This window comes from Coleofasciculus sp. E2-BRE-01 (assembly GCF_040221695.1).
GTDB lineage: Bacteria > Cyanobacteriota > Cyanobacteriia > Cyanobacteriales > Coleofasciculaceae > Coleofasciculus.
Genome location: NZ_JAVKEA010000045.1, coordinates 25,530 through 52,120, shown reverse-complemented (window position 1 = coordinate 52,120; position 26,591 = coordinate 25,530). Strand labels below are relative to the sequence as shown.

Sequence of the window (26,591 nt, the reverse complement as noted above, 5' to 3'; positions counted from 1 at the left end):
ATATCCTTGATAGTCAGAGCAATTCATGGTGGCAACCTGCTGCAATCAGTGGGTAATCTCCAGGCGCTCAGCAAGTCGAGACGTACTGTCCGTTTGCATCCGCCGATAAATGCATGGTTGTCTTTATTTATAGTTTATGATAAATTTTTATACTATGGAAGTATCTGAACAAAAGAACACCAATAAGTTTTCAGTTATTGTCAAAATCATTAGTGGCTTACTCTTGGTCAGTTTAATATTCTGCTTCGGTAATGTTCAAGCGGCACTAGCTCATACTCCACATGATGATATTTATCAGGTAGAATTATCTCCCACCTATGACCAAGATGAAACCTTGTATATTATAGTCAGAGGCATCTATTTAAAATCAACCGATGGGGGTCAGAGCTGGAAAAGAGTCGTGAGAGGTTTGGACAATAATAATAACTTAGCGGCGTTATCCACCTATGCTCAAACTAATAAAACTCTCTTCTTAACATCATTTGGAGATGGGATTTACAAATCAGACGATGCCGGAGAGTCCTGGACTAAAACTAACAAGGGGTTGGATACGTTAGAGATTGACTTAATTTCTATATCTCCTCATGATGCTGACGTTGTATTGGCGGCGGGAAATTCAAACGGACTCTACAAAACTAATGATAGAGGAGAAAATTGGCAGCAAGTTTTCAATAAAAGCAATAAGGTTACGGCTATCGCCTTTTTGCCGGATGATCGAGATCAGGTAATGATTGGAGATAGTCAAGGTAATCTCTACTTGTCTGATGATGAGGGTGATACGTGGAATCAGGTTTTTACATTTGAAAAAAGTGATGCCGTGACAGTCATATCCCTTTCTCCTAATTTTTCTTCAGATAATACATTTTGGATCGGCACAGAAAAAAGGGGTATTTTTCAAACAACTGATCGGGGTAGCTCTTTTTCCGAAGTGAATAAAGGTCTAGCCGACAAGTTAATTAAAGATATTGTTATATTTGCGAATAACGAAACGAATTTCACTCTATTTACTTCTACAGGTAATCAAGGAGTTTTTCAGTCAAATGATAGTGGAAAGATGTGGACTAGGTACGCTAAAGGTTTGACTAAAGAGTCTCAAGCTGATGAGTCAAACTACGAGAATCGAGACCATTTCAGTGATTTGGCTATTTCCCCAGGCTTTAGTCAGGACAGAACCCTCTTTTTGGCGGGGTTCAATGGACTGTTCAAATCCGTAAATAGAGGGCGTGTTTGGCAAGAACTAGAAACGTTGTCTCCGAGAACAATTATAGCCTTAGACGTATCACCAGATTATCAGAATGATTCTACAATTGCTATCGCGGCTTACAATGATGAGGCGTATATCAGCAACGATCAAGGGAATACCTGGAAACCTATAAATAAAGGCTTAACTATCCCTCGCTACAAAGAAGAATTGGAAAATCCATTCATTTTGGATAAACCCCGTTTTTACGAAATTGTGTTTTCTCCGAATTATCGTTCAGATCAGATCATGTTTGCTATTTTGTCTTATAAAGTTTTAAGATCGACAAATGGCGGTAATCATTGGGATATCGTTTCTCTAAAAACGGTTTATGGCTATTCAAATCGGGGAATGCTAATAGCTATTTCACCAAATTTTGCCAAGGATAAAACTGTTTATCTAGCCACTCGGTATGGCGGTCTAATCTACAAATCCACTAATGGAGGAAGCAAGTTTTCAGTTGTTGGAAAAATAGACAATCAAATCATTTCTCTGGCAATATCTCCCAGTTTTGCCTCTGACCAAACCCTTTATGCTGTTGGCGGCGACGGGGTATACCAATCCGTTGATGAGGGAGTCACTTGGCAAGTCATTACAGAGAATCCTGACTTGACTAATTTAACGTGGCTTCAACTGGCGATTTCACCAAATTATAAGGATGATAAAACGGTGATTGCGGGTACAGATGAAGGTCTATTTGAAACAAGAGATGGAGGAAAGAACTGGCTGAAACTCCCAGGAAGGGCTTACGGAGAAAAGGGGTATATCGAAATCGAAGCCATGGCTATTTCACCTAACTTTCAAAACGATCAAACGTTCCTGATTACTGTTCGGGGAAAAGGTACATATAAAACGGTTGATGGCGGAAAAACGTTTAGTGAGATTGACGATTTGACTGATAAAAATTATGCCTTATCACCTCTATTAACCGTGTGGTCTTCATCTGCACCCATTCACTTTTCTCCCGCCTACGCCAATGATAATACTATATACGGTTTTGGTTCAGCCGGAGCCGAGATATTTAAATCCACAGACGGTGGAAATACCTGGAAAATTATTACCGTCCCCAGAAAGCAAGATACATTGGAAAGTTTTATGAAGGTTTTGCGTCTAGGGAATCTGGTTATAACTATTCATCCCATTCTTCGAGTTTTAGTTGCCTTAATAGTCGCGTTGCCCACTTATCTATTTCTGGGATATTTTGGCTTAGAAAAGAAATTACCCTTGCGGAAATCTTATATAAGAGCAGGAGGTGCATTTACGGCATTTCTAGCCGTTTTGATTGTATTATCTATCTAGAAGTTTTTTGCCTCTTACCGAATAGGAGTTGACAGTCATGATTATATCCCATAAGTATAAATACATTTTCTTAAAAACGACAAAAACAGCAGGCACTAGCATTGAAATCTCCCTGTCCAGATTTTGTGGTGAAGACGATATCATTACTCCACTGACATCCAAAGACGAGGCAATACGGAAAGAATTAGGAGTATCTCCTCAAAATTGGATTTATACTCGTCCCTTTGAACTAAAAGAATATCGACTGCCTGATTTACGACGTTTAATTTTTGAAGGTAAAAAACCGCAATTAACAACAAAATTTTGGAATCACATGCCAGCTAGTAAAATTAGAAAAGGGATAGGCTCAAAAGTATGGAATCGCTATTTTAAGTTTTGTTTTGTCAGGAATCCTTGGGATAGAGCAATTTCCCGATATTATTGGAATTTTGAAAAAACGGGAGAACGTGAGTCCCTCGGTGAGTCCTTAGAGAAAAATAACCCAAATTCCAATTTCGCAATTTATGCTATTGAGGGAAAAGTGGCGGTGGACTATGTTGGTAAATACGAAAATTTAAAGGAAGATCTATCTGTTGTTTGTGATCAACTGGGTATTCCTTTTGATAATTGGTTGCCGAAAGCTAAGGGAGGCGTTCGCCAAGACAGAAGACCTTACTCAGAACTATTAACAGAAGAGCAGACGAACTTTATAAACGAAAAATGTGCCGAGGAAATTAAGTTGTTTGGTTATGAATTTTAATGTTTTAACTGAAGAGAAGTACAACCTTGCCATTTGCTTTTTTAATTCTATTCAAACAGTACTGCAATAATCAGACAATGTTGCACAACATTGATTAAAGGATTGCATTCCCTTTTCGACTAAATCTGGAGAAATTTGGTTGTTTAATTTTCTTGGTGTTCGTATTATACGACCGGCTTTAATATTTCCTTTATGATCTCCCACATCGCGCATCCCGGTTGTTCTAAGAATTTGATAGTCTTCAGAAAATTCTTGTCTCGTGCCTAAAAAATCATGTAAAGCGCCAAAAACTAAATCTGTATGCTCTAAAAGCTGGTTGTGGGTGATAAATAAGCTACGCTCTTTGCTATTTATAAGCTGGGCATAATGTTCTAACATAGATAACCGTTTGACATAATAGTCAAGGACTTGTTTCTCACTCAAATGGGGTTTGAGTTCAGCGATACTCGCCAAACTTCTTTGGGGTTCTCTTAATAAAAAAATGCTGTAAAGATTTTCGGAAACCAAAAAGCTTTCATTCAAAAATTTGTTGTTGTGTAGAACTTTATCTAAAATATATTTTTGGTGCATACTCAAGTTTTTTATGTCTGAGAGCTTTCTAAATTCTTGTGCTTGCCAATAAACCTTTAACATTAAACACTTAAAATCTGCTTCTGAAGCATATTGAATGTGAGTTTCCCCATAGCCGATAATGTCAGGATTGGAATTTAAAATATGAGTTAATAAGGAAGAACCAGAGCGCATGTGGCTCAGAATAAAAATAATTCGATAGGGTTGACTTCTGCCAACGATATGAAAAGGACTTTGAGTTGTATCAATTCGATAGTGGTGATAATTCTGAATAATTTCGTTTTTTGTCACCCGAATCAGTTGACGTAGGTTTGAATCTTTCATTGGAAATGCTCCCTGATTTCTGCAAATTTAAGCCAAAGAATTATTCCTCTGCCTTTTCCCCGTTCAATAATTCCGACCATTCATCTAAAAGCAGGTCATAGTGACCCGCTTGTTCCTGGGGATACTTTCCTTGCTCAATTAGTTTGATTAGATTAGGCAGCGCTTTGATATAATCAGAATCGTGTTTAGGCGGATGTAACGTCCAGGCTTGAGTTGAGGATAAATCTGCCCTAACAAAACTTGTATCCCGTAGCTTTTGACTCGTCATCGGCTCGAAGGATTCAATGGCGCCTTGAATGGGTTTAACTTGACGGCGTAACTTGCGCTCAACTTTAGCACATAATGATTGAAATGGCTGAGGTAACTGTCTCGACAGCATCGGGTAATATTTCCACATCAAGGGGATGGGGGCAAGTTGGGCAAAGCGTTTTCGGTCAACGAGGTATGCCCTCATACTAAAAAATTTATGGGCATAAAAACCACGTTCATCTTCGATAAAAGGATTGGGGTGAAAGGCTTTACCGTCTGGGTGAGGAGGACCACAACGGGGACGTATCGCCGCAATTGTGGGGATTGATTCCATTAACTGTATGGCTTGGCTAATCCAGTCATAATCGGGTTCTTGGTGCAAAAGCATGTCCGCATCAAAATGGAGGTAATAATCCGTGGCGGATGCTTCTATACAGTACAGCGAGGCATAAACGGTTGAACCTTTCCAATTATGTGTATGGTTGAGCATCTGCTGGGCTTGCTCAGTGCCAAAATACTTTTGATAGACATTTTTAATTTTTTTGGGATCGTAATCTATCTTGACGATTTTGTCGATGAACCCTTGGTCTATTAGAGTTTGACAAGCTAATTCTAAGTGTTGTTGAGTTCCTGTATTGTATCGATAGCGCTTATCTCCACTCAGCGGTGCCGTATCCATCGCCAAAACCCGCTCTGTAAAGGGGTAATGACAGGTGCGAATCAGATGTGGAATTGTTTGTAGTATGTAGGGTACATCTGTTCTAGCTATAAGAATCCATAGTGACACGGGAACACTCATTGTCCTCCTCCAAAATCATTTTCTATGTTGAAAATTATTGGCTTAATTTTAACTGATTTATTTTTCACTGGCGTAAGGCAAAGGGCAGAGGGCAGAGGGCAGAGGGCAGAGGGTAGAGGGGTAGAGGGGTCAATGTTTTTTCAGCGTGAAAAAAAAGGCTGTATTCCTTTCCCTCTATTTCCTGTTCCCTATTGCCTTTTTCAGCCCATGGCTATTAATGATACACTCGTTGAGTGCCACGGCTACAAGCAACTTTTCCGGGTGAATAGGTGGGTTCTGGAAGTTTAGTCGTGCCAGAAACATTGGCTTTACAGAGAATTTCTACGGTTATCGTGGTTCCTGGCGTTTCATGGATATTGAAGTCAGTGGTAGGAATACGAAAAACGCCACCGACATAACTTTTCCGGTTAGGTTTACGAGAAATGGCGTAATTAAAGACAGAAGCGCCATCATTATAAGTGGAATAGCGATAGTTCTTCGTCTGATACGGAATACCTAGATTCAGTTGAGACAGGGAATTGGCAAAAACTGAGTGTTTTAAATAGTAAGCTTGCTGACTGCGGTTCATCGAACTTACATAATCCTTAGCATCCGGTTCAGGAGTTTTTTGGGTATACAAAAAATTTGGCACAATCAGACTGATTGCGATACTGGCAACGATAAACTGAAGGAAAGTCAAGCCAGCGAGACGACCATAGCGCACGCGATCGCGAAAGGTCAAACCATCTTGATGATCATAACGCACGCGAGACTGCCCCGACTTTTTCACGGAGTCTCCGCCTGATTTTAAAGTCGATAGTGCTTGACGCGCCCCCGTAAACCGTCGTTCTGGTGCAGGTTCTGTCAGACATTCCAACCATTGTGCAAAATGGGGAGTGAGATTGACATAATCGCTAAATTGTAAGCGCATCTGATGTTGAGGTAAATCAGCAGGTGCTATTCCCGTTAATAAATGAATTAATGTCGCCCCTAATGCATAGAGATCTGAAGCGGGAACGACTTTTCCCCAAAGTTGTTCTGGTGGTGCATAGCCACTGGTTCCTACTACTGTAAATGTTACTCCTTCTGCTGTGGCTCGGTCTTGTACAGCACCAAAATCAACCAGATAAATCTGTCCATCCTGGCTCAAAATTAAATTACTTGGTTTAATATCACGATGAAATACAGGGGGCGATAGTTCATGCAAATAAATAAGAATTTCTAAAAGACTCTCGGCAATTTGACAAACATCTGCTTCTGTGAATCGTTTTCCCTGCTCCAATAGCGTTTGCAAAGAGTCACCAGGAATGTAATCTTGGACTAAGCCAAACCACGGTAATCCCTCTCCGAATTGCTTTTCAATGGTGAAGAAATCACGATACTCCGGAATTCGGGGATGATTGAGATGCTGAAGCACTTGCGCTTCTCGTTCAAATAGCTTTAACTCATCCCAATGCATCTGAGGATTAAACGCTAACAGTTTCACCACGACAGGTTGCGGCGGTGACAGGCTAATATCTTGGGCTAACCAAGTTTGACGCCCCGCATTTTGTCCTAATTTTCTTTCGAGTTGATAACGTTCGGCTAACATTTGTTTTTTCATTTGCCATTCGTCATTTTCTTCAAATATAAACGACGAGAGGGCGGGTTTTGTTGATAAGTTATCGGTAGATCCGTCAATTAAATCTCTAAACCCGCCCCTACAATACCATATAAATTTTGTTGACTACCCTTTTCCCCTTCTACCCTTTTCCCCTTCTCCCCTCCTACCCTTCTCCCCTCCTACCCTTCTACCTCCTACCCTTCTACCCATCCTTGAAGTTCCTCAACTAACCAACGCCGCTCGTTTTCGGTTAAGGTTTCACCGAAGGAATAGCTAATCATCCAAGTCTCTAACCGTATCTCGGCAAAAGGGATTAATTGGATATTTTTGATATCAGTCAATTGACCGATATGACGCTGATAGGTTAATCCCAAGAGTTCTCGTTCAATAATGAAGTGTTCTGGAGTCAAATAAAGACAATAACCTCCGAACAGATGACGCAAATTATAGTCCACTTCATTTTGGACTTTACCTAATTCCTGATTGGTAGCCCGCCAGAGCCATCCCATAAACACAACCAGGGGGAGCAAGACAAGAAACAACGTGCCATTGTGGGATAATGTGGCAAATAGCCCGATACCTAAGCCTAAAAAGATTAACCCGAATAGTAATAAAAGCGGGAGTGAACAAGCGGTAAGTAGTAAGTCACCTCCTAGTTTGAGAATATCCCGGAACGATCGCTTGGGTTGAGGAATTTTCACGATAAGCTGCTGGGGTGATTGCTTAAGCTGAACGCGGCTACCTTTCGGTTGAGGGCGGTTGGTTAGGGAATGTTGGGGATAACGATGGTGATGCAGCGCCTCTAGCGCCTCAGCCGCGCTACTAAATCGTTGGTCTAAATCCGGTGCAGTCAAGACGTTTATCCAACGAATCAACTGGGGATCAACCGAGACGCGATCGCTCCATTGTATCCGTAAATCTTGTTGGGGTAAGTCAGCCGGGGTAATCCCGGTGAGTAGATGGATTAGGGTTGCGCCTAAAGCGTACAAATCAGAGGCGGGTACAGCCTTTCCCCAAAACTGTTCTAAGGGAGTATAGCCCGTCGTTCCCACTACCGTAAACGTCACTCCTTCTGTCACCGCTCGATTTTGCACCGCCCCAAAATCAACCAGATAAATGGACACATCATCCGCCAAGATTAAGTTACTGGGTTTGATATCCCGATGTAGCACTGGCGGTTGTAAGCCATGCAGATAACTGAGAATCTCTAATACTGACTCAGCAATACGCTTCACCTCTTCTTGAGTGAACCGTTTACCCTGATCCAATAATTGCCGTAAGGAAGCCCCCGGAATGTATTGTTGAACTAATCCGAACCAATACAAACCCTCTCCAACCTGGCTATCCAAGGAAAAATAATCCCGATAGCGGGGAATTTGAGGATGGGTTAGCTGTTGAAGAACCTGGGCTTCGCGTTCAAATAACTTAAACTCATCCCACTGCATCTGAGGGTTAAATGCCAACAGCTTAACAATCACTGATTCTGGCGGGGATACAGAATGGTCAAACGCCAACCAGGTTTGGCGTCCAGGGTTATTGCCAAAGGGATGATGAAGGTGATAGCGATAGCATAAGACCTGTTCTGCTTGCAGCATTTCCCGGTAAGTCCTGATCAAGCCTATTTCTCTAATGTAACCGTATTCCTATCGGTTTATCCTTTCTCAGGAGATGATATGCTCTACTAGCTCCCCCAGCTTCCCCAGCTTCCCCATCTCCCCCATCTCCCCCGCGTTTTCCCCTCATCTGCTTGAAAACGGCTGTAAATCGGCTATCCTAGCGTAGGATATCGTTCACCAGAAAACCCCTTATGAACAGGAAAAATCGTGTTGGTAGTCGTCATTTTTGGCAAATTTGTGCCAGTCAACTCGTTACAGCAAGTTTATTTACCCTAGCCTTTCCTGCTAGTCCTGTCAGTGCTGGTGTCGATCAGTTTCAAATCTGCGCCGCCGAACTCTTGCGTGCGGGTATCTCCAGGGAAAATGCAGCCAGAACTTGTGCTGAGGCGCTTGAACCCAAAGATTTATCCCTCTGTGTCCTGAAAATCGAAGAGTTAACGCCAATTGCGGCTGATGATGCGTTATTCGCTTGTATGCGCGTCCGGCGTCCCAAGGAATTGGCAAGCTGTACTGTTGATATTAACCAGCATACTCAAGGTTCTGATCCTGTCTCGGTGCTAGCAAACTGTCGCCGCAGTCTCCTACCCTTGCGTTTTTCTGAATGCGTGATTGGTTTGAGTCGCGAAATTGATTTTTCTGTAGAGGGTGCGCTAGCTACTTGTATTGATGCTGAGGATTTCCCCCGTTAAGTCTTAAAAACTTAGGTAAGTCTGTTGGATTTCCTTTGTCAACCCCACCTACAACCATTACACTATTGCCTATTGTCTTTTATGATTGAATCGGAATCTCAATTACAAACTCTGTACCGTTTCCCCTCTCACTCGTGACGCCTAATTGACCTCGGTGCTTTTCCACGATGATCTGGTAACTAATCGTTAATCCTAAACCCGTTCCAGAACCGACGGGTTTGGTGCTAAAGAATGGATCAAATAGCCTCTGACTTACCTCCTCTGTCATTCCTGATCCGTTATCCGCAATGCGGATAATAACCTTCGCCTCGTCTACACTCTCCGTACTAATCTCAATCGTAGGGGTTTGGGATTGATCGGGAGTGAGTGGCGATCGCACAAATTCTTCCTTTTCTTCCTGATCTCCTCTAACTGACCACATCTCACCCTCTAGTTTGAGTTTGCCATACTTCTCATCTAAAGCATCAATAGCATTGGTAAGCATATTCATAAATACTTGATTGAGTTCACTGGCATAACATTTCACAAGAGGCAAACTACCATAATTTTTGATCACCTCAATTCTAGGTCGTCCGGCTTTAGCGTCTAAGTGGTACTCTAAGAGCAAGAGAGTGTTATTAATATCTTGATTAATATCGATGAACTTCAACTCAGCTTCATGTAAATGGAAGAAATTCTTGAGCAACGATACAGTTTGGCGGATTCGTTCAGCACCCACCTGCATTGATTCTAGAAGTTTAGGTAAATCAGATTGGATAAAATCTAGCTCAATGTCCTGAATTTTGCGATTAATTTTCTCAGTTGGATGTGTATACGTTTGTGTGTAAAGTGTAATCAGCTCAAACAGGTCTTGAATATATTCATTGGCGTGGTACAGGTTTCCGTAGATGAAGTTGACTGGATTATTAATTTCGTGGGCAATACCTGCCGCTATTTTGCCAAAGGAAGACATTTTCTCAGCTTGAATTAATTGCACTTCCGTTTGTTGCAGCTTGTGTAATGCCTCTTCAAGTTCTAATGTTCGCTGCTTCTCTTGCTGTTGGGATTGTAATAAGTGTTCATTTTTGGCTTGCAGTTCTTTTTGCAGGTTCCGTAGCGTCAGGTGAGTTTGGATTCGGCTAACAACCTCTTCCGGCTGAATCGGTTTGGTAATATAATCAACAGCGCCAATTTCAAACCCATGAACCTTGTTAAGGGTATCTGAAAGTGCTGTCATAAAAATGACTGGAATATCCCGCATTGAAGGACTACTTTTGAGTCGTTTACATACCTCAAACCCATCAATTCCCGGCATCATCACATCCAACAGAATCAGGTCGGGTTGAGCGGCTTCAACGCGCTGAATCGCTGTTTTTCCATCCGTTGCGACCAATACTTTGAACCCGGATTTGGTCAAATAATTAAACAGAAAACTCAGATTCGTGGGATTATCTTCAACAATTAATAAATTTCCTTGGTTCGCTTTTTTATCCATTGTTTTGCTTGGGTATTCTCACAGTAAAAATACTTCCTTTGTTGAGTTCACTGGTTACTTTGATATCCCCCCCGAAACCTTTTAAGATCTGTATACAAGTATAAATACCGAGTCCTGTGCCTGTGGGTTGATTTCGCTGTTTTTCCTCACCCTTCAATGGCTTGGTGGTATAGAATGGATCAAAAACTTTGGATAGATTTTCTGGGGCTATTCCACATCCTGTATCTTGGACATCAATGTAAAGATTGTCTTCATCCTGCCGGGTGATAATTGTTAAGCTTTGTTCTTCCTTATCCCACATAGCATCTAGGGCATTACCGATTAAATTATCCAAGATTTGGGAGATATCAGTATAAACTAAAGGGATGAAGGGAATATGCTCATCCAAAACATATTTTTTTTTAACCTTGTGTTTAAACTGAAGGTTAGCCTGCCAAAAATCGAGTTCTTTTTTTAGGATATCATTAACATTAAGCGAAGTTAACTGCAAGGAGTGATCCATTTTGCTCTTGTGCATAAGATTATCCAGGATTTTGCTCATATCCCAGGCAGCTTCAGCCATCTTTTCAAGATAAGCGAATGTCGTTTCTGGAGAAACAGCTTCTTCGGTCATTTCTCCCGTGGCTAAACATTTATAAGATAAGATAAGCTGAATACGATTTCGTAAATTATGCACGATTCCCTGAGTAAGCCGTCCGATTAAAGCGGTTTTTTCTTGCTCGATGAGTTGTTGCGTTCTAGCTTGAACAATTTCTTCTAGATTCTGATTTAAGTGGGCGAGTTCTTTGGTTTTAGTTTGCAGTTGATTTTGCAAATGATATAGCTTGATGTGAGTCTGAATTCGACTCAGCACTTCTTCTTGATGAATGGGTTTCGTGATATAATCGACAGCACCTAGTTTAAAGCCTTGAACTTTATCTACTGTGTCTGAAAGTGCCGTCATAAAGATGATTGGAATATCTTGAGTGGATGGATTTTGTTTTAATCGTTTACAGGTTTCAAACCCATCAATTCCTGGCATCATTACATCTAAAATAATCAGATCAGGTTTTGTGACTTCGGTTCGCTGAATGGCACTTTCCCCATCTAACGCCACAAATATTTTGAAGCCAGAGCACGTCAAAAAGTCAAACAAAATACCTAGGTTATGCGGTTGATCGTCAACGATCAATAGCTTGGGTTTTTTGGGGGTAGAATGATCCATAAATGGTAACTAATTGAAACTATATTTATAGGTTTTTCGAGAGCGCTTATGCTCAAAACAGATCAAAAATTTCGTGAATAGGGAATAGGGAATAGGGAATAGGGAATAGGGAATAGTTTTTCTATCGTTTAAAAAAGTAAAATATTTTTTTGATTTAAGCTATACTATAAAATCATTTTGTTTTATTTGTAATTTGTTTATCAATTAGACGTTATAGGTCAAGATTTATTCAAGATGTATATTGTTCAATAATTTGCTCTATTTTTTTGAGCTGAAAGCCTCTAGCGAGATGATGAATTTGTTGGGCAAAAGGAATCCATTGACTGTTTACCTCTTCCCAATGCTGCGCTTGATCGATCATGCCTTGAATATCCCCCATTGCTAACAATTCCGACAAAATAGCTAGTTCTGAAGCAGGTGGAGGAACCAGGGGTATAGTATTGGTTTCCAATTCAACAGTTGTTGACTCTCTGGGTTCTTCATAAATGCCTTCCACACCTAAATGAACTATCAATAATTCCAGGAGTTGCTGGATTGGCACAGGTTTTGAGAGAAAGTCTTGGCATCCAGCCGTTAAACTCTCCTGCTGGGTCATCTCAAAAACATTGGCGGATATGGCAATAATAACCGTCTTTTCGAGCTGAGGCAATTGGCGCAGTCGCCGCGTTGCGGTTAAACCATCTAGTCCCGGCATGATCAAGTCCATTAATATCAGATCAGGCTGAATCTCGACTGCCTTTTGTAAACAATCTTGACCATCGACGGCTTCAAAAATGTTCAAGTCGAACGGTTTGAGTAATTCTCGTAAGAAAGACCGATTAGTGGTATTATCATCAACAATGAGAAGAGTTTGCTGTTGTCCTTTTACGCCAATGAGTCGGTGATCGCACAATGACTCCGAGGCTTGTCCGCCGGACACATCAGACAACTCTAAATCGAACCAAAATATACTGCCTTGACCCAAAGTACTACTCACCTGAATCGCGCTACCCATCAGTTGAACCAACTTCTGGCTGATAGCAAGTCCCAATCCTGTCCCTTCAACAGCATGAGTAAGATCGCTTACTTGATGGAAGGGTAAAAAGATTTCGCTTAATTGTTGCGGATCGATGCCAATTCCTGTATCTTCGACTTGAAAACGAATCTTGGTGATTGAGGATTGGGACAGTATACCCCGTTCCCTAAGGGTAACGTTATCCGTCAAACTCGCCCCTACGCATTGAGACGCGCCATGGCAAGACGCGCCATGGCACGTCTCTACATCTTCAACATAGCCAACTTTAAACGTCACGCTACCCTGATCCGTAAACTTCACTGCATTACTGAGTAAGTTGATCAGAATCTGTCGCAACCGTTTCTCATCAGCAATAACATTCTGGGGAAGAGGAGATAATAGTTCGTATGTAAAGTCAATCTCTTTTTGGCTAGCACGCAGACGGAAAAGACTGCTGATGCTGCTGAGAAAGGTTGGCAAATGAAACTCAGTGGGGTTAAGTTCTAATTTCTGGGATTCAATTTTAGAGAAGTCTAAAATATCATTAATTAACGTAAGTAAATGTTCACCGCATTGATAAATAATCGTTAAACTCTCTCGTTGAGTTTCAGTTAAATTGGTATCGTTTTGCAGTAGCTTAGTATAGCCTAAAATGCCGTTGAGAGGGGTTCTGAGTTCGTGGCTCATCGTTGCCAAGAATTCGCTTTTCGCCCGATTTGCGACTTCGGCGGCGTCTTTAGCTTGTTGTAGTGCCACTTCTATCTCTTTATGCGCCGTAATGTCCCGGGTAACACTTAACACAGACCGAATTGTGCCATCAGCATTAAATTCAGGTACGATGCGAGAGTGAAAAAATTTCATCCCCTTGCTGGTGGGAAAATCAAACTCAATCAGTTGTTCTTGTCCGGTTGTCAAGACAGATCGGAGGGCTTCATCCCAAAACTGGGCTTTGTCTGGCGGCATTCCCATCTCCCCATTGGTTTTACCGATAAAGGTTTGAGGGGAACATTTGGTGACTTGTTCGATTGCTGGATTCACATAGAGATGACGCAATTGATGATCGAATCGGGCAACAATATCCGGTGAATTTTCCACCAACGCCCTAAATTGTTGTTCGCGGTAATAGAGTGCTTCTTCCGTTTGCTTGCGATCGCTAATATCGCGGTTGCTGGCGCGTTGACCTAGCCATCGTCCATCCTCACTATAGACAGGTTGGCAAGCATGGGCAATCCAACGGATCGATCCGGTGCGAGTAATGATGCGAAAGTCGGTTGAGTAGATATGGGGATTGTCTAACTGTTGGCGTATATGTTCAGTCATTCTCTGACGATCATCGGGATGGATAATTGCCTCCAGTAAGTGGGAATCATTGAGGAATTCTTCAGCCTGATAACCCGTGATCCGTTGACAAGAAGGAGAAACATAAATAAAGCTACCATCAAGATCTCGCCAATATTCCCAATCATAAGTAAAATCGGCTACGGTGCGAAAGCGCTGTTCATTCTCTTGTAGGGCTTGTTCTGCCTGTTTGCGTTCAGTGATATCATGAGCAACCACATAAACTAATCGTTCTTGCACAAACGGTACGGCTGTCCAAGAGAACCATTTGTATGATCCATCTTGACAACGATACCGATTTTCAAAGGACTTAACTGTAATCCCGGATGCCAGTTTTCTCATTTGCGCCTGAGTCGCTAGGCGATCCTCAGGATGAACCCATTGGATAAAGGGTTGGGTGGTTAACGCTTCAGAGGTAAAACCCTGGGTTTTCTCCAAAGCGGGATTGACATCGATAAAGTACCCCTCAAAGTTGGCAATCGCGAGAATATCCAGGGAGAGGTTAAACAAGCGATCGCGTTCTTGTTGGATTTGTTGACGTTCCCTTAATTCGGTTTGAAGCTGGGAATAGAGTTCGGCTTGTTGGATGGCGATCGTGACTTGCGTCGTTAATGAACAGAGGAGTTCAGCTTCCCACGACTGCCATTTTCTGGTGGTGGTATAGTGATGAGCAATCAGTAATCCCCAAAGGGTTTCGTTCTCAAGAATCGGCATCACGAGTTTAGATTTAACCCCAACCTGCCTGACGGTATCAGCTAAACAGTATCCGATGTCATCCCGTTCAACATCCGCAATGGTATGAATTTCCCCGCGACAGTAAAATGGATGACAAGCTGGAGGAAAGATTAATTCAGGCAGGGAATGTTCCGGGGGAACCGAACAGTCTGAGGCTAAGGCTTGGGCGACAAGGTTTCCCGTACCATCGCGATGAGTCTGGTAAATCATCACCTGATCGCAAGCCAACAATTGCTGCACTTGGGTTACGGTGGTGTTCAGAATCTGATTCAGATCTAAAGACTGACGAATCTGTTGAGCGATCGCACTAATTAACCGTTCTTGTTGAGCTTGCAGATGCACCGCAGCTTCGGCGCGTTGGCGTTCCTGAATTTCATGGTTTAAGTTGTCGTTAGTACGCTGGAGTTCTTGGGTACGCTCAATGACTCGTTGTTCTAACTCAGCATTCAAGCGATAGATTTGGGTTTCAGCTTGTTTGCGATCGCTAATATCAATAACTGTACCGAGCATCCGCACCGCTTGACCTGTTTGATCATAGATAAATTTTCCCTTTCCCTCAATCCAGTGAATACTCCCATCTGACCACACTACCCGAAATTCATTATGATACTCATGCTGTTCTAACTGAGAACGGTTCGCCGCTTGTTGAACGGCTTCTCGGTCATCTGGATGAATACAAGACTCAAACATCGCGTATGTGCCATCATAAGTCCCTGGAATCAAGCCAAATAGTACTTCATGATGCTCTGACCAACGAATCTGATTCGTCAACAGATTCCAGTCCCAAATGCCCATCTGAGCCGCATCGAGAGCCAGGTTGAGGCGTTCTTCACTTTGGCGCAACTCGGCTTCTACTTGTTTACGTTCGGTAATATCCCGCAAAACGGATAAATGGCGATGGGGGATCACATTAGCGGTTGCTGAATATTCCGTTTCCCGGATTGTCCCATCCCTGCACCGGAGACGAAACTCCCCCTTTACGTGTCCCTGTTCCAGAAAAATACGCCACGCCTGGGAAAAATCAAACTCCAAGTCAGCAAAGTCTGAGATGCGGCATCCTAAGAGTTCCTCACGAGATAAACCAAACAGCCGACAAGCCGCCGGATTGACCTCAACATACTGTCCTTGATCATCCGCGATCGCCATGGCATCGAGCGCTTGATTAAACAGTGCCTGAAATAGGGATAAAGAGTGACTGTCACTGTTGCTATACATAGCGTATACTATTTATTGATTGACTCTTATCGGTTTTTTGGATGTGATGTGAACAAACGCTGCTCATCCTATTGACTACAGCACCATCACCATACATATCGGATAAGGTCTAATTTGAGTTGATTTCAAACGTTGGTAGAAAAATATCCCCCAATAAACGATTTAGCGGTCAAGACAAAAAATTGGGGGTGATCTATCCAGTATTTGTAATCTACTATACTGTAACTTAGAAACGTATGCGCTAAATCTTACACCATCCCCAGATAAGTCGATTGATATAGGATGGGCAAGGGTGAGAAAGATTAAAACGTTTGTACTATAATTTTGGGTTATTTCCTGCCTAATCTCAGCACTTTTGTGCAGAGGATGGAAAGTAAACTTGTGTGCTCGCCCTTTGTTGTCAGACTGTAATAGAGTGGTTGGTGGGCAATGCCCACCCTACTAGACTGGCAAGCTTAAAGTTGTGGGTAAAATTTTTCTGGATCGCTACCCTCCCTAACTATGGTTCAATCAGCAGCGAAACTGATATCCGTTGATGAATTCATCACTCACTATGGTGACGATAATTGCTATGAACTAATTGATGGGGAATTAATTGAAATGGAACCCACAGGACCCCATGAACAAGTTGCAGCTTTTGTTGGGCGCAAGCTGAACGTTGAGATTGACCGCCACGATAATCCTTATTGTATTCCCCATCGTTGTCTGATCAGACTTTTAGGAACAGATACCGCCTTTCGTCCTGACGTAATCGTTTTAGATCAAACTCAATTAATCTATGAACCCTTGTGGCAGCAAGAACCTGTCATAACTCTAGGAAAAACCATCAAGCTAGTTGTTGAAGTTGTCAGTACTAATTGGCAAAATGACTATGCTCGAAAAGTTGAAGATTATGCCATTTTAGGAATTCCTGAATATTGGATTGTGGACTATCTGGGAATTGGTGGTAGAGAGTATATTGGTAAACCCAAACAGCCAACTCTCACTATTTGCCACTTAGTTGAAGATGAGTATCAAAAGCAATTATTTCGGGGAGAGGATTTGCTCGTATCCTCTATCTTTCCAGAGTTACAACTCACAGCGAAACAAATTTTCAATAGTAGCACATTAGGAACGGCGACGTAAGAGCGGTAAATTCCCCTTTTGAAGGGAGAAGGGGTTAGGGGATGAGGGTGAAAAGTTTACGAGTAACATTTTCAGCCAATAACATCCAGAACAAAACGCCGTACCAACACCAAAACTTCTGGCATAATCTGATGCGCCATATCAAATTCTTGATACGTCACCGCGATTCCCAACGCCTTTAAATTATCTCTGGCTTGTTGTGCTTTACTCACAGGCACAACCGGATCTTGTCTACCATGCACAATCAAAACTGGGGGTAACGATTCCCGCGTCAGTTGAGCCGAATCATGCCAGTAGCCACTCATTGCAACTAAGGCGGCGCAGGGTAATCTTAGCCCCACATCCAATGCCATGGCTCCCCCTTGGGAAAATCCACTTAAAATGGTGCGGGATAGGGGAACGCCTGTACTTTCTTCCAGAGAGGTTAACCAGTCGATCAACTTTTGACGACTTTCCTCTAACCCCTGATTATCTTGGCTTTCCAGCGCATACCAGGCATTGCCCCAGGGGACATTGGGATGAGGAAACGGAGCATCGGGAAATAGAAACTGGACATTGGGCAAGTCTAATGCCGAGGCTAATGGGGCTAAATCCTGAGAGTTAGCCCCCCAGCCATGTAAGCACACCATTAAATGGGTTGGGGATTGACCATTGGTCGGTCCAATAGTGACAGATTCTAAAGACAAAGACTGAGATCCTAAATCAGAGGTTGTTGGATTTCTAGCAGATGGAGAACGGTTTTGGCAAGCGTTCAATCCTAGGACTGTTGCAAATGCGGCACAGCCTCGTAAGAAAAATCGCCGTCCCATTAATTTTAATCGAGACTCTGGCATGTGCTACGTGCGTGCCAATGTTAAATATATTGCACCTATTAACGAAGACTATGTTTCAGACGTTAATTAGCGATCGCGGATTTCAGTGATGAGTTAGGACAATTGAGTGGTTCGCCTGTCTAGGAATTAACCTGCCTTGAACGAGGTACTCTGGAATTGATTAGATGAGAACGTAGGATAGTAGCCAGTATAGCCGCACCATATTTATCTTGAATCTCATCACAGGTGGCTTCGCAAAGTCTCTCGACTTCATTGATACGCTGTTGAAGTTCAGCAATTTGTTGGTCAGTTTTGCTTCTGTTAGGCTGTATCCCAAACATTTCGTCGTTCTCCTCAACGAATTAAACGGTTTGCCAAGCTGATGTCCTAGCCCTCTATAGGATAGTCGGAATGTGCGATCGCGCGGTAGATTAAGGTGCGATCGCGTTCCCACTCTTCAATGTAACCCTACGGCTGATTGAAATTTGGATTGAGAAATGATTAAGATTCCCCAATTTATCTGTAAAATTTTTTTAATTATACCGTGTTTGGAGAAAAATAAACAATGATAAGATTTGGAAAAATCGGGTCAAACTTTGCTATGTCGCCGTTTTCACTCAGCGTGGCTCCAGAATGCCTAGCCCAGGTTGAGGAGGCGCTGGGGCGGAGTAGGTAGACCGACTAGGATTGAATAAACTCTAGGGAATTCTGCTATGCCGCGACGACGTGGAATCCAAGTAGCGCCCCAGTATATCACAGCCGTTAAACAGGCTTGCGATCGGCAGTTTCATCGCCAGCAAGATTTGGCTGAGGCTTTATCCGTCAGCCGTGCGACTGTTCAAAGCTTTCTTAATGGCAGAAGAGTTTCTCATATCAACTTTGTCGAAATTAGCGAGAGACTAGGATTTGACTGGCAAGACATTGCTGCTCCTCCTATCGCACCATCCTTTAACCCAGCCGAACCCATCCAATCCGATGAACCTTCGGAAAACGGACAGACAGACAATGTTGATTGTGATTCCCTAGTGCAACAGGTTCGCCAGTATTGCCATGACAAAATTATTTCCTTGTATGGCAAAATGCAGCTATTGGATGTTTCCCAACCTGTTGATGTCGATAACTTTTACGTCGAAGTCAATATTCTCGAACAAGTAACCAGTCAGCAATGGTTGGAACTCGCCGATTTACTACAGGAGTTTAACCCCAATACCGATAATTTTGATCGCCTGGGTTTAGGTAGAATCCGTCAACAACGAGTTCCCGGATTAGCCGCCGTAGAAAACCATGAGCGGCTGATGGTGTTGGGGAAACCGGGGTCAGGAAAAACGACGTTTTTACAACATCTAGCGGTTGAGTGTAATGCGGGGAAATTCCAACCGGATAAAGTGCCAATTTTTATCCGACTCAAAAACTATGCCAAGTCAGCCAAAGATGAAAATGACTTTAAATTATCCAACTCCATTCATCGAGAACTCTATAGTTGTGGCATTTCCGATGAAAAGGTAACTGAAACAATTCTGATCCAGGGAAGAGGACTTATTTTACTAGATGGTTTGGACGAAGTACCTGCGGAATATGAATTAGAAGTTGTCGAGAAAATTCGGCAATTTTCTGAGTATTATTACAAAAATAAATTTGTCATTACTTGTCGAATTGCTGCCTCTCAATACAGGTTTCCTGGCTTCACTGAAGTTGAAATCGCTGATTTTAACCAACAGCAGATTGAATCCTTTGCCCAAAAGTGGTTTGTCGCTGTGGCAAAAAATAATCAATCAGAAGGATTAGCCAAAGCCACTCAGTTTATTGAGAAACTGAATCGTCCGGAAAATCAGCAAGTTCGGGAACTAGCCGTCACCCCAATTTTACTCCATCTCACCTGTTTGGTGTTTCAAGCTAAGTCTAAATTTCCCTCCAATCGAGCCAAACTCTATGAGCAAGGATTGGATATCTTATTGAGAAAATGGGATGAAACGAGAGGAATTCAGCGAGATGAAGTCTATCGCAGTTTAACCTTACCGCACAAGAAAGATTTACTCGCTTATCTAGCCACGATTACCTTTGAACAGGGATATTATTTCTTTGAAGACAGTAAAATAAAAGACTTAATTGCCGATTATCTGAATACATTGCCCAAACCTAGTATAGACGCTCAGTCAGAACATCTCTTTCCGGCGGAACATCTCTCCCCAAATCTAATGGATAGTGAAGCTGTACTGCAAGCCATTGAAGCGCAGCATGGGTTATTAGTCGAACGGGCAAGAGGAATCTATTCTTTTTCTCATCTAACCTTTCAAGAATATTTCACAGCCAGATACTTTGCTAATCGTCATCAACCCCAATCCCTTGAAAACTTAGTTGCTCATATCACTGATAAACGATGGCGAGAAGTCTTTCTGAGAGTTCTTAGTATAGGAGATAATGCCGATGAAATCTTACTCCTAATGAAACAGGCAGTGGATCAATTAGTGGCTACAGATGAAGAAATCCAGAAATTTTTAAGTTGGGTCAATGAGAAATCGCTAACTGTTAAGATTCCCTACAGACAAGTAGCCATGAGAAGTTTTTACTATAGCGTTGAACTGACCCGAATCTTTAACTTTAGTTACGCTATTGCATTAGCTCTTGGTCATACTCATATTCTTGACCTTAACCTTTTTTGTGTTCTTGCTTATGGTAATGATCAACAGCTTAAGCGTGAGTTGACTACCGATCTAGGTGGGGATATTTTTTCACCTCCATTCTCTGCAAATTTGCCGAAAGGTAAAAAGATACAACACGATAAAACATCTACCGAAACAGCTAAAACTAAATTGATAACGCCAGAATTAAAACTAGATCTCAACCTTTTACGCAGTTTGGCTCTGGCTAAGGCGGGTGACTATAACGTTGCCAGTGCTATTGCTATGGCATTAGATTTAGCCAAGGACATTGAGCCTAATCTGGAAGAAGCACTGAAAATCATTAACCACAAACTATCTAATTCCACTAGCGCCAGCTCAGAATTTTCTACCTGGACTAGCCAACTAAAATCAGTAATGATTAAATATAGAAACCTGGGTCACACTTGGCAGTTTAGTCAAAAACAGAAAGACTTGTTAAAGCAGTATTATGATGCCAATAATCTACTAATCGAATGCCTCCATAGTAATCATTACGTTAGTCAAGCCGTACATCAAGAAATTGAAGAAACACTATTTTTACCCACGCCGACAATAAAACATCACTATAAACAAAGTCAAGGCGTTGCTCGATACTTGGCTAGTTATTCCGATCCACAGTCTTTAGGAAAACTGGTTAGTCATGCCGCTGATAAACGATGGAAATACGTCTTTTTGTTAATCACAGAAATTTTACCAGATGCTGATACGATTTTGTTGTTGATGAAACAGCAAATTGATGAGCTATTAGCTGATGACAATAAATTACAGCAGGTTCTAATCTGGGCAAACCAGAAATATATTTGTGTTGATATTCCCTACAAACCAGCAGCAGTGAGAGCGTTTTATTTTGCCCTTGTTCATCCCCTTGATCCTGCCCTTGTCCCGACTCTTGTCCGTACTCTGGATCAATCTTTTGTCCGTGCCCTTGTTCCTGCTCTTGTGCCTAAAGCTTGCGGTACTGTTGACGGTAAAGATATTACTGTTGACGGTAAAGGTATTGTTGAGGTAGCTGTTGACGGTGGGCTTGACTACGCCCTCATCCGTGTCCTTAATCGTACTCTTGATGGCGCTCGTGACAGCGCTTTTAACTATGTCTTTGCTGTTGTCGTTGACGCTGAATTGAAGCAAGCATTGCAAGAACTAAAAGAGCAAATCCCCAATCTAGATACTGATACAGAACTATTAAAATGGTGGCAATTGAACGGTAACACTTGGAGAGAGCAATTAAGATATTTAATGATTAAATATCGCAATATTGGTTACGATTGGCAGTTAAGCCAACATCAAAAGGAGGTATTGAGTCAGTATTATGAGGCAAATAAATTGCTGGTGGATTGTTTGAATAGCAGTTCTAATGTAACTCCCGCAGTACGAGAGGAAATTGAGGATACCTTATTATTACCCATTACCGAGATCAAGAAAAGAAGTAGATGCATTGATAATCAAATATAAACAGCAGCACTTTCAACCAGCCAATACTCCGATAACCCAAGATGATACCCTTTAATCTAGCGCACAACTATCGCCACAAAACTGACACATCTTTAACGCTGCAACTAATTTATCAACTGCCAATGGCTTACTCAAACACTCATTCATCCCAGCTTTTAAACATTCCTCGCGCACCTGTGGCATTTCATCAGATGTTACCGCAATAATACAAGGACGCTGTTCCGGTAACCATTCTTGACATAAGCGGCGCATCATTGCCAAACCCCCCATCTGTGGCATTTGCACATCAGTTAAGACAACATCATAATGGTTTTGGCGTAAGGCTTCTAAGGCTTCCAATCCATTTCCGACAACATCCGCCTGATAGCCTAGCGATCGCAAAACTCGTAACGCCACTGTGCGATCGCCCCATTGATCTTCCGCCAGGAGAATCCGCAGGGGTAATTCCTTCGCTAACGGTGCAACCAATTCAGCACTTGGCTGTGGATTTTGATTAGTCTCCGATGGTTGACTAAACATCTGCGTCCAAATGTTACCAATCTGAGACAGTCGCAGGGATTGATCGGTGAATGTAGCACCATTGGCGGTGGTTAAACTAGACATTGTTACTACCTTTCAGTGGTAATGTACAGGTTTCTAGAGTGCGATCGCGCCCTGAATCTTGACCCCAGGTTGGGCAAAGCCTTACAAGATCTCAAGCAACAACTCCCTAATCCAGATTTCAATCTCGAAGGAAATGAGTGGCAGTTTAAACAATGGTGGCAAACTCATGGGATTGCTTGGACAGAACAATTGTCGGCGGCGATTATTAAGTATCGCCAGATTGGTTACCCTTGGCAATTTAGCTCTCAACAAAAGAAACTCCTCAAGCACTATTATGATGCCAATCGATTATTAATGGATTGTCTCAATAGTGATTGTTATGTCAGTCGTGAGGTGCGACAGGAGATTGAGGATACCTTATTATTGCCGATGGCTGAAATAGAGAAATGTCAGGGTGCATAGGTGAATTTGCCCTTGTGTGAGTACCTTGCTCACTTCCCTTGCTTCCAGAGACCAAGATGCTCCCACAACATAAGTCTTGGTATCAACCGTTCAATGCCGAACTAATAATAATACAATAATAGAAAGCACTATTTTGCTGCCAGTCTTACTGAACCTATGTTTCCAGTTATTTACTCTGATGAATTTCTCAATCATGACAACGGTGGTTTCCACCCCGAACGCCCAGAACGATTGACAGCCATTGTCAACGCCTTAAACGCTGCACCTTGGGCAGATAAAGTTGATTGGCAGCTACCTACACCCGTAGAGAATCGTCCGGTAATGCCTCTATTGCAAAAAATTCATGACCAGAATTACATCAATTTAGTCAAACAACTCGCCCATGAAGGTGGAGGGATGATAGATGGCGACACCAGGGTTTCTCCACGCAGTTATGATATTGCCCTGTTAGCCATCAGCGCTTGGTTAGATGGAGTTGATCGGGTTCTCACCAGCAACAACCCGGCATTTGTCCTCGCACGTCCTCCTGGACATCATGCCGAAGGTCCCAGGGGGATGGGATTTTGTCTCTTTTCCAATGCTGCGATCGCGGCTCATTATGCCCTAGACCAACCGGGTATCCAAAAAGTCGCCATTTTGGATTGGGATGTTCATCATGGTAACGGCACTCAAAGCCTGGTGGAAAACGATGCCCGAATTGTCTACTGTTCACTCCATCAGTATCCCTTCTACCCTGGCACCGGGAACCCTCGCGAACGCGGCTCGTACAATAATATTCTGAATATACCCATACCATCAGGCAGTACATTCACAGAATACCAACCCATGTTTGAGCAGGGGGTGATACCATTTCTCAATGAATTTCAGCCCGATTTACTCATCATCAGTGCTGGTTACGACGCCAACGCCGATGATCCCCTCGCCAGCGTCGCCCTGAAACCAAACGATTTTGGCGTATTCACAGATTACTGTTTGCAAGTGACTCACCGTATTTTATTTGGCTTAGAAGGAGGCTATGATCTGACTGCCTTAGCCAAGTCCGTTATTGCCACCATTGAACCCTGTTTAAACCTGGGTGAATAGTTGCCACTTCGTCATTCGTCATTGGTCATTCGTCATTGGTCATTCGTCAAAGAACAATCACCAACCAACAATCAACCCTTAGAACAGTTTTAGATTGTAACCCACCCCTAAAACCAGTCCCAAATCAGTCTCATCATCCTCAGGAAATGCCACATTGACACGCACTGTTCCAGTAAATCGGGGAGGGATGGGAACATCGACGCCACCGGAAACCAACGGATCAGCTTCCCAGTCATCATCAGGTTGCAGCAGCACACCTCCTCCCACAAAAGGAATCACAATCGTTTGTCCGGTAACGGGAGTCTTGATCGGGAAATTTAGGCTAAGAGTAAGTGATGTGGTGGTTTCGTCACCAAACATGACCGCATTGTGCAAGGAGAAATTCTCAGCAAACCCGGCTTTACTGACAATGACGAAAGACCCTTCCCCTAAGTTGGTTTCCTCACCATCCAGACCAATATTCCCACCTACGCCGATATAGCTACGTCCCAATATTTTTAGGGGATTAACCACAGGGACTTGTGCCACCTCTGGAGTGGCGGCGACAGTTTGGGGTTGAACCAAAACCAGTGTGGGTTGGGTGTTATCGGTGGTCGAGCCAGACGATTGAGCCGAGTCAGAGGGAGTAACGGTTATATAACCATAGTAGGCAGAGTCTGGCGTCTGGGCTTGAGCGGATAAACCACTACACAGCAGGGACGAAGCGGTGAAACCGAATAGCCAGGAAAAAAGGGTTGCCGAGTTCGGTTGCATGATTTTTTACTCTTCTATATTGAGAAAATCATGCCACAATTTAACCCACCTTGGAAAGTGAAGATAGGGAAATTGAACCTTGCATCCCCACCTAACACTCGTCTAGAATCTCCAGTCTTCATCCCTGGAAGATGTCAAGCGGCTTGTCGTAAATCTCTACTACTATGTTGGATTTGAGCCAGAATCTGCATCGCTTCTGCCAAATTCTCACAAAGATAGTTGGTTTTGAAGTAAAAAGGTTTAAGACGCTCGGTCGTTATTTCAGCCGGTTCCCAAATGATCAGCTTCAAGGGTTTTTGGGGATGATTCGTTGCACAAAGCGAGTGGAGTATCATCGTAGTACGCACCTCAATCAGTAGAATGCTCCGGGTTCAGAATCCAGATTAGGTGTCCCACCGCCAGACGGCTGACAGCTATCAGGACTTTTTCCGGGGTCTTTACAAAACTACATTCACAAAGGTGTCTATCAGGACGCTTCATTAAATCTTTACAAAGGGGAAGATGGGGACGATGGGGGAGATGGGGGAGATGGGGAAATTGTAGGGGCGGGTTTTACTACTAACGTTGGGTTGTCACCTTGATATCACTAAACCCGCCCCGATTAGAGTACAAGTCATCTTCAACAAATGACGAATGACAAAGGACAAAGGACAAATATTAAGTAAAGTAAAGATATAGCAGCAAAATCGGAGTCGTAATTTTATGGTGTTATTTGGATTTGGCGGATTTGGCAAAAAGCTCAGCCTGCCTAAACCCGAAGAGGCGTTACCGGGGCGGGAAGAACCTATATCCGTCCCCGACAACCACTATGTCAACGGCAATCCTCTCAAACCCCCTTACCCCGATGGTATGGAAATGGTGATGTTTGGCATGGGCTGTTTCTGGGGGGCTGAACGCAGGTTTTGGCAACAAGAGGGAGTGTTTGTCACGGCTGTGGGGTATGCAGGCGGAATAACGCCTAACCCCACCTATCAAGAAGTCTGTACCGGGATGACCGGTCACAATGAAGTCGTGCGCGTCGTATTTGACCCCAAGGTGATCAGTTATCAGCAATTGCTGATAGTTTTCTGGGAGAGTCATAATCCCACTCAAGGGATGCGCCAAGGAAATGACACGGGTACTCAATATCGTTCGGGAATTTATACCTATTCCGATAGTCAAAAGAAACTCGCAGAAGCTTCACGAGACGCCTATCAAAAAGCGTTGAGCGAGGCGGGTCATGGAGAAATCACCACAGAAATTGTTGATGCTCCAGAGTTTTACTATGCAGAAGGCTATCACCAGCAATACTTAGCCAAGAATCCCAATGGCTATTGTGGGCTAGGAGGAACTAATGTGACTTGTCCGACGCCAGTGGCTCTGTAGTGTTATAAATCCCAAGTTACCTTGATTTGACCCCTCCCTAACCCTCCCCTTATCAAGGGGAGGGAACTCGAATTCAATTCGGCGACTTCACCGATGGAACGCTTCACCTTCAGGCTAATTCCATCCTAGGGAACTCTAAGAAACCAACAGGAGAGATCGCTGGGCTTTTTGGGCATATTTGGTGATAACCGCCATGTATTTTAGCGATTATTGACAAAAAATTGGCACGCCATCTCAGAAAAGCCAGCGTGAGAGAGCGCTGGATCTCA

At 42.9% G+C, this 26,591-nt stretch carries 20 protein-coding genes; 8 read left to right on the top strand and 12 right to left on the bottom strand.

The features are described from left to right. Positions 1 to 154: 154 nt before the first annotated feature. Both RIG66_RS05175 and RIG66_RS05170 read left to right on the top strand, forming a co-directional pair. On the top strand, positions 155 to 2,539 hold the full coding sequence (locus tag RIG66_RS05175) for a WD40/YVTN/BNR-like repeat-containing protein (protein WP_446375847.1): 2,385 nt from the start codon (positions 155 to 157) through the stop codon (positions 2,537 to 2,539). 37 nt (positions 2,540 to 2,576) lie between these two features. Further along, positions 2,577 to 3,278: a sulfotransferase family 2 domain-containing protein gene (locus tag RIG66_RS05170; RefSeq protein ID WP_446375845.1), complete on the top strand. Its 702-nt coding sequence runs from the start codon at positions 2,577 to 2,579 to the stop codon at positions 3,276 to 3,278. Positions 3,279 to 3,329: 51 nt separating this feature from the next. Here RIG66_RS05170 and RIG66_RS05165 read toward each other — a convergent pair whose 3' ends face one another. From RIG66_RS05165 to RIG66_RS05150, 4 genes are all read right to left on the bottom strand, one after another. Then, a complete protein-coding gene (locus RIG66_RS05165) occupies positions 3,330 to 4,172 on the bottom strand; it encodes a sulfotransferase family protein (protein WP_446375843.1) in 843 nt (280 codons plus the stop codon). 40 nt (positions 4,173 to 4,212) lie between these two features. Next, entirely contained in the window at positions 4,213 to 5,220 is a 1,008-nt protein-coding gene (locus RIG66_RS05160; protein ID WP_446375841.1) for a hypothetical protein, read from the bottom strand. Between the two features lie 214 nt (positions 5,221 to 5,434). Then, entirely contained in the window at positions 5,435 to 6,802 is a 1,368-nt protein-coding gene (locus RIG66_RS05155) for a protein kinase domain-containing protein (RefSeq protein WP_446375839.1), read from the bottom strand. A 194-nt stretch (positions 6,803 to 6,996) separates the two neighbouring features. Beyond that, complete coding sequence (locus tag RIG66_RS05150) at positions 6,997 to 8,397, bottom strand: serine/threonine protein kinase (RefSeq protein WP_446375837.1); 1,401 nt, start codon at positions 8,395 to 8,397, stop codon at positions 6,997 to 6,999. A 212-nt stretch (positions 8,398 to 8,609) separates the two neighbouring features. On the opposite strand from RIG66_RS05150, the gene RIG66_RS05145 reads away from it, so the two are divergent. Continuing rightward, positions 8,610 to 9,107, top strand: a complete 498-nt coding sequence (locus RIG66_RS05145) for a hypothetical protein (protein ID WP_446375835.1) — start codon at positions 8,610 to 8,612, stop codon at positions 9,105 to 9,107. A gap of 79 nt (positions 9,108 to 9,186) precedes the next feature. Here RIG66_RS05145 and RIG66_RS05140 read toward each other — a convergent pair whose 3' ends face one another. The 3 genes from RIG66_RS05140 to RIG66_RS05130 all read right to left on the bottom strand — a co-directional run bounded on the left by RIG66_RS05140 (position 9,187) and on the right by RIG66_RS05130 (position 16,067). After that, a complete protein-coding gene (locus RIG66_RS05140; protein WP_446375833.1) occupies positions 9,187 to 10,581 on the bottom strand; it encodes a hybrid sensor histidine kinase/response regulator in 1,395 nt (464 codons plus the stop codon). Further along, positions 10,574 to 11,785 (bottom strand): hybrid sensor histidine kinase/response regulator, encoded by a 1,212-nt coding sequence (locus RIG66_RS05135; protein WP_446375830.1) that lies wholly within the window; start codon positions 11,783 to 11,785, stop codon positions 10,574 to 10,576. Before RIG66_RS05135 ends, RIG66_RS05140 begins: the two co-directional genes overlap by 8 nt. A 229-nt stretch (positions 11,786 to 12,014) precedes the next feature. Then, positions 12,015 to 16,067 (bottom strand): PAS domain S-box protein, encoded by a 4,053-nt coding sequence (locus tag RIG66_RS05130; RefSeq protein ID WP_446375828.1) that lies wholly within the window; start codon positions 16,065 to 16,067, stop codon positions 12,015 to 12,017. 501 nt (positions 16,068 to 16,568) lie between these two features. Between RIG66_RS05130 and RIG66_RS05125 the strand changes: the two genes are divergently transcribed. Beyond that, positions 16,569 to 17,192 (top strand): Uma2 family endonuclease, encoded by a 624-nt coding sequence (locus RIG66_RS05125; protein WP_446375826.1) that lies wholly within the window; start codon positions 16,569 to 16,571, stop codon positions 17,190 to 17,192. 71 nt (positions 17,193 to 17,263) lie between these two features. Here the strand turns inward: RIG66_RS05125 and RIG66_RS05120 are convergent, their stop codons facing one another. Together RIG66_RS05120 and RIG66_RS05115 are read right to left on the bottom strand one after the other, a co-directional pair. Further along, positions 17,264 to 17,878 (bottom strand): alpha/beta hydrolase, encoded by a 615-nt coding sequence (locus RIG66_RS05120; protein WP_446375869.1) that lies wholly within the window; start codon positions 17,876 to 17,878, stop codon positions 17,264 to 17,266. A gap of 266 nt (positions 17,879 to 18,144) precedes the next feature. Continuing rightward, the gene (locus tag RIG66_RS05115; protein ID WP_006101743.1) at positions 18,145 to 18,345 is read right to left on the bottom strand and encodes a hypothetical protein; all 201 of its coding nucleotides are present in this window, start codon (positions 18,343 to 18,345) and stop codon (positions 18,145 to 18,147) included. 372 nt (positions 18,346 to 18,717) lie between these two features. On the opposite strand from RIG66_RS05115, the gene RIG66_RS05110 reads away from it, so the two are divergent. After that, entirely contained in the window at positions 18,718 to 22,116 is a 3,399-nt protein-coding gene (locus RIG66_RS05110; RefSeq protein ID WP_446375824.1) for an NACHT C-terminal helical domain 2-containing protein, read from the top strand. A gap of 51 nt (positions 22,117 to 22,167) precedes the next feature. Here RIG66_RS05110 and RIG66_RS05105 read toward each other — a convergent pair whose 3' ends face one another. Next, entirely contained in the window at positions 22,168 to 22,719 is a 552-nt protein-coding gene (locus RIG66_RS05105) for a response regulator (RefSeq protein ID WP_446375822.1), read from the bottom strand. A gap of 21 nt (positions 22,720 to 22,740) precedes the next feature. Here RIG66_RS05105 and RIG66_RS05100 point away from each other — a divergent pair, with 21 nt between their 5' ends. Together RIG66_RS05100 and RIG66_RS05095 are read left to right on the top strand one after the other, a co-directional pair. Further along, positions 22,741 to 23,121, top strand: coding sequence for an NACHT C-terminal helical domain 2-containing protein (locus tag RIG66_RS05100; RefSeq protein ID WP_446375820.1), 381 nt, complete (start codon positions 22,741 to 22,743; stop codon positions 23,119 to 23,121). A 156-nt stretch (positions 23,122 to 23,277) separates the two neighbouring features. After that, on the top strand, positions 23,278 to 24,204 hold the full coding sequence (locus tag RIG66_RS05095; protein ID WP_446375818.1) for a histone deacetylase family protein: 927 nt from the start codon (positions 23,278 to 23,280) through the stop codon (positions 24,202 to 24,204). Positions 24,205 to 24,282: 78 nt separating this feature from the next. Here the strand turns inward: RIG66_RS05095 and RIG66_RS05090 are convergent, their stop codons facing one another. Both RIG66_RS05090 and RIG66_RS05085 read right to left on the bottom strand, forming a co-directional pair. Beyond that, positions 24,283 to 24,957: a hypothetical protein gene (locus RIG66_RS05090; RefSeq protein WP_446375816.1), complete on the bottom strand. Its 675-nt coding sequence runs from the start codon at positions 24,955 to 24,957 to the stop codon at positions 24,283 to 24,285. 134 nt (positions 24,958 to 25,091) lie between these two features. After that, on the bottom strand, positions 25,092 to 25,292 hold the full coding sequence (locus tag RIG66_RS05085) for a hypothetical protein (RefSeq protein WP_446375814.1): 201 nt from the start codon (positions 25,290 to 25,292) through the stop codon (positions 25,092 to 25,094). Positions 25,293 to 25,659: 367 nt separating this feature from the next. Between RIG66_RS05085 and msrA the strand changes: the two genes are divergently transcribed. Then, positions 25,660 to 26,322, top strand: a complete 663-nt coding sequence (msrA, locus tag RIG66_RS05080) for a peptide-methionine (S)-S-oxide reductase MsrA (protein WP_446375812.1) — start codon at positions 25,660 to 25,662, stop codon at positions 26,320 to 26,322. The last annotated feature ends 269 nt before the right edge of the window (positions 26,323 to 26,591 follow it).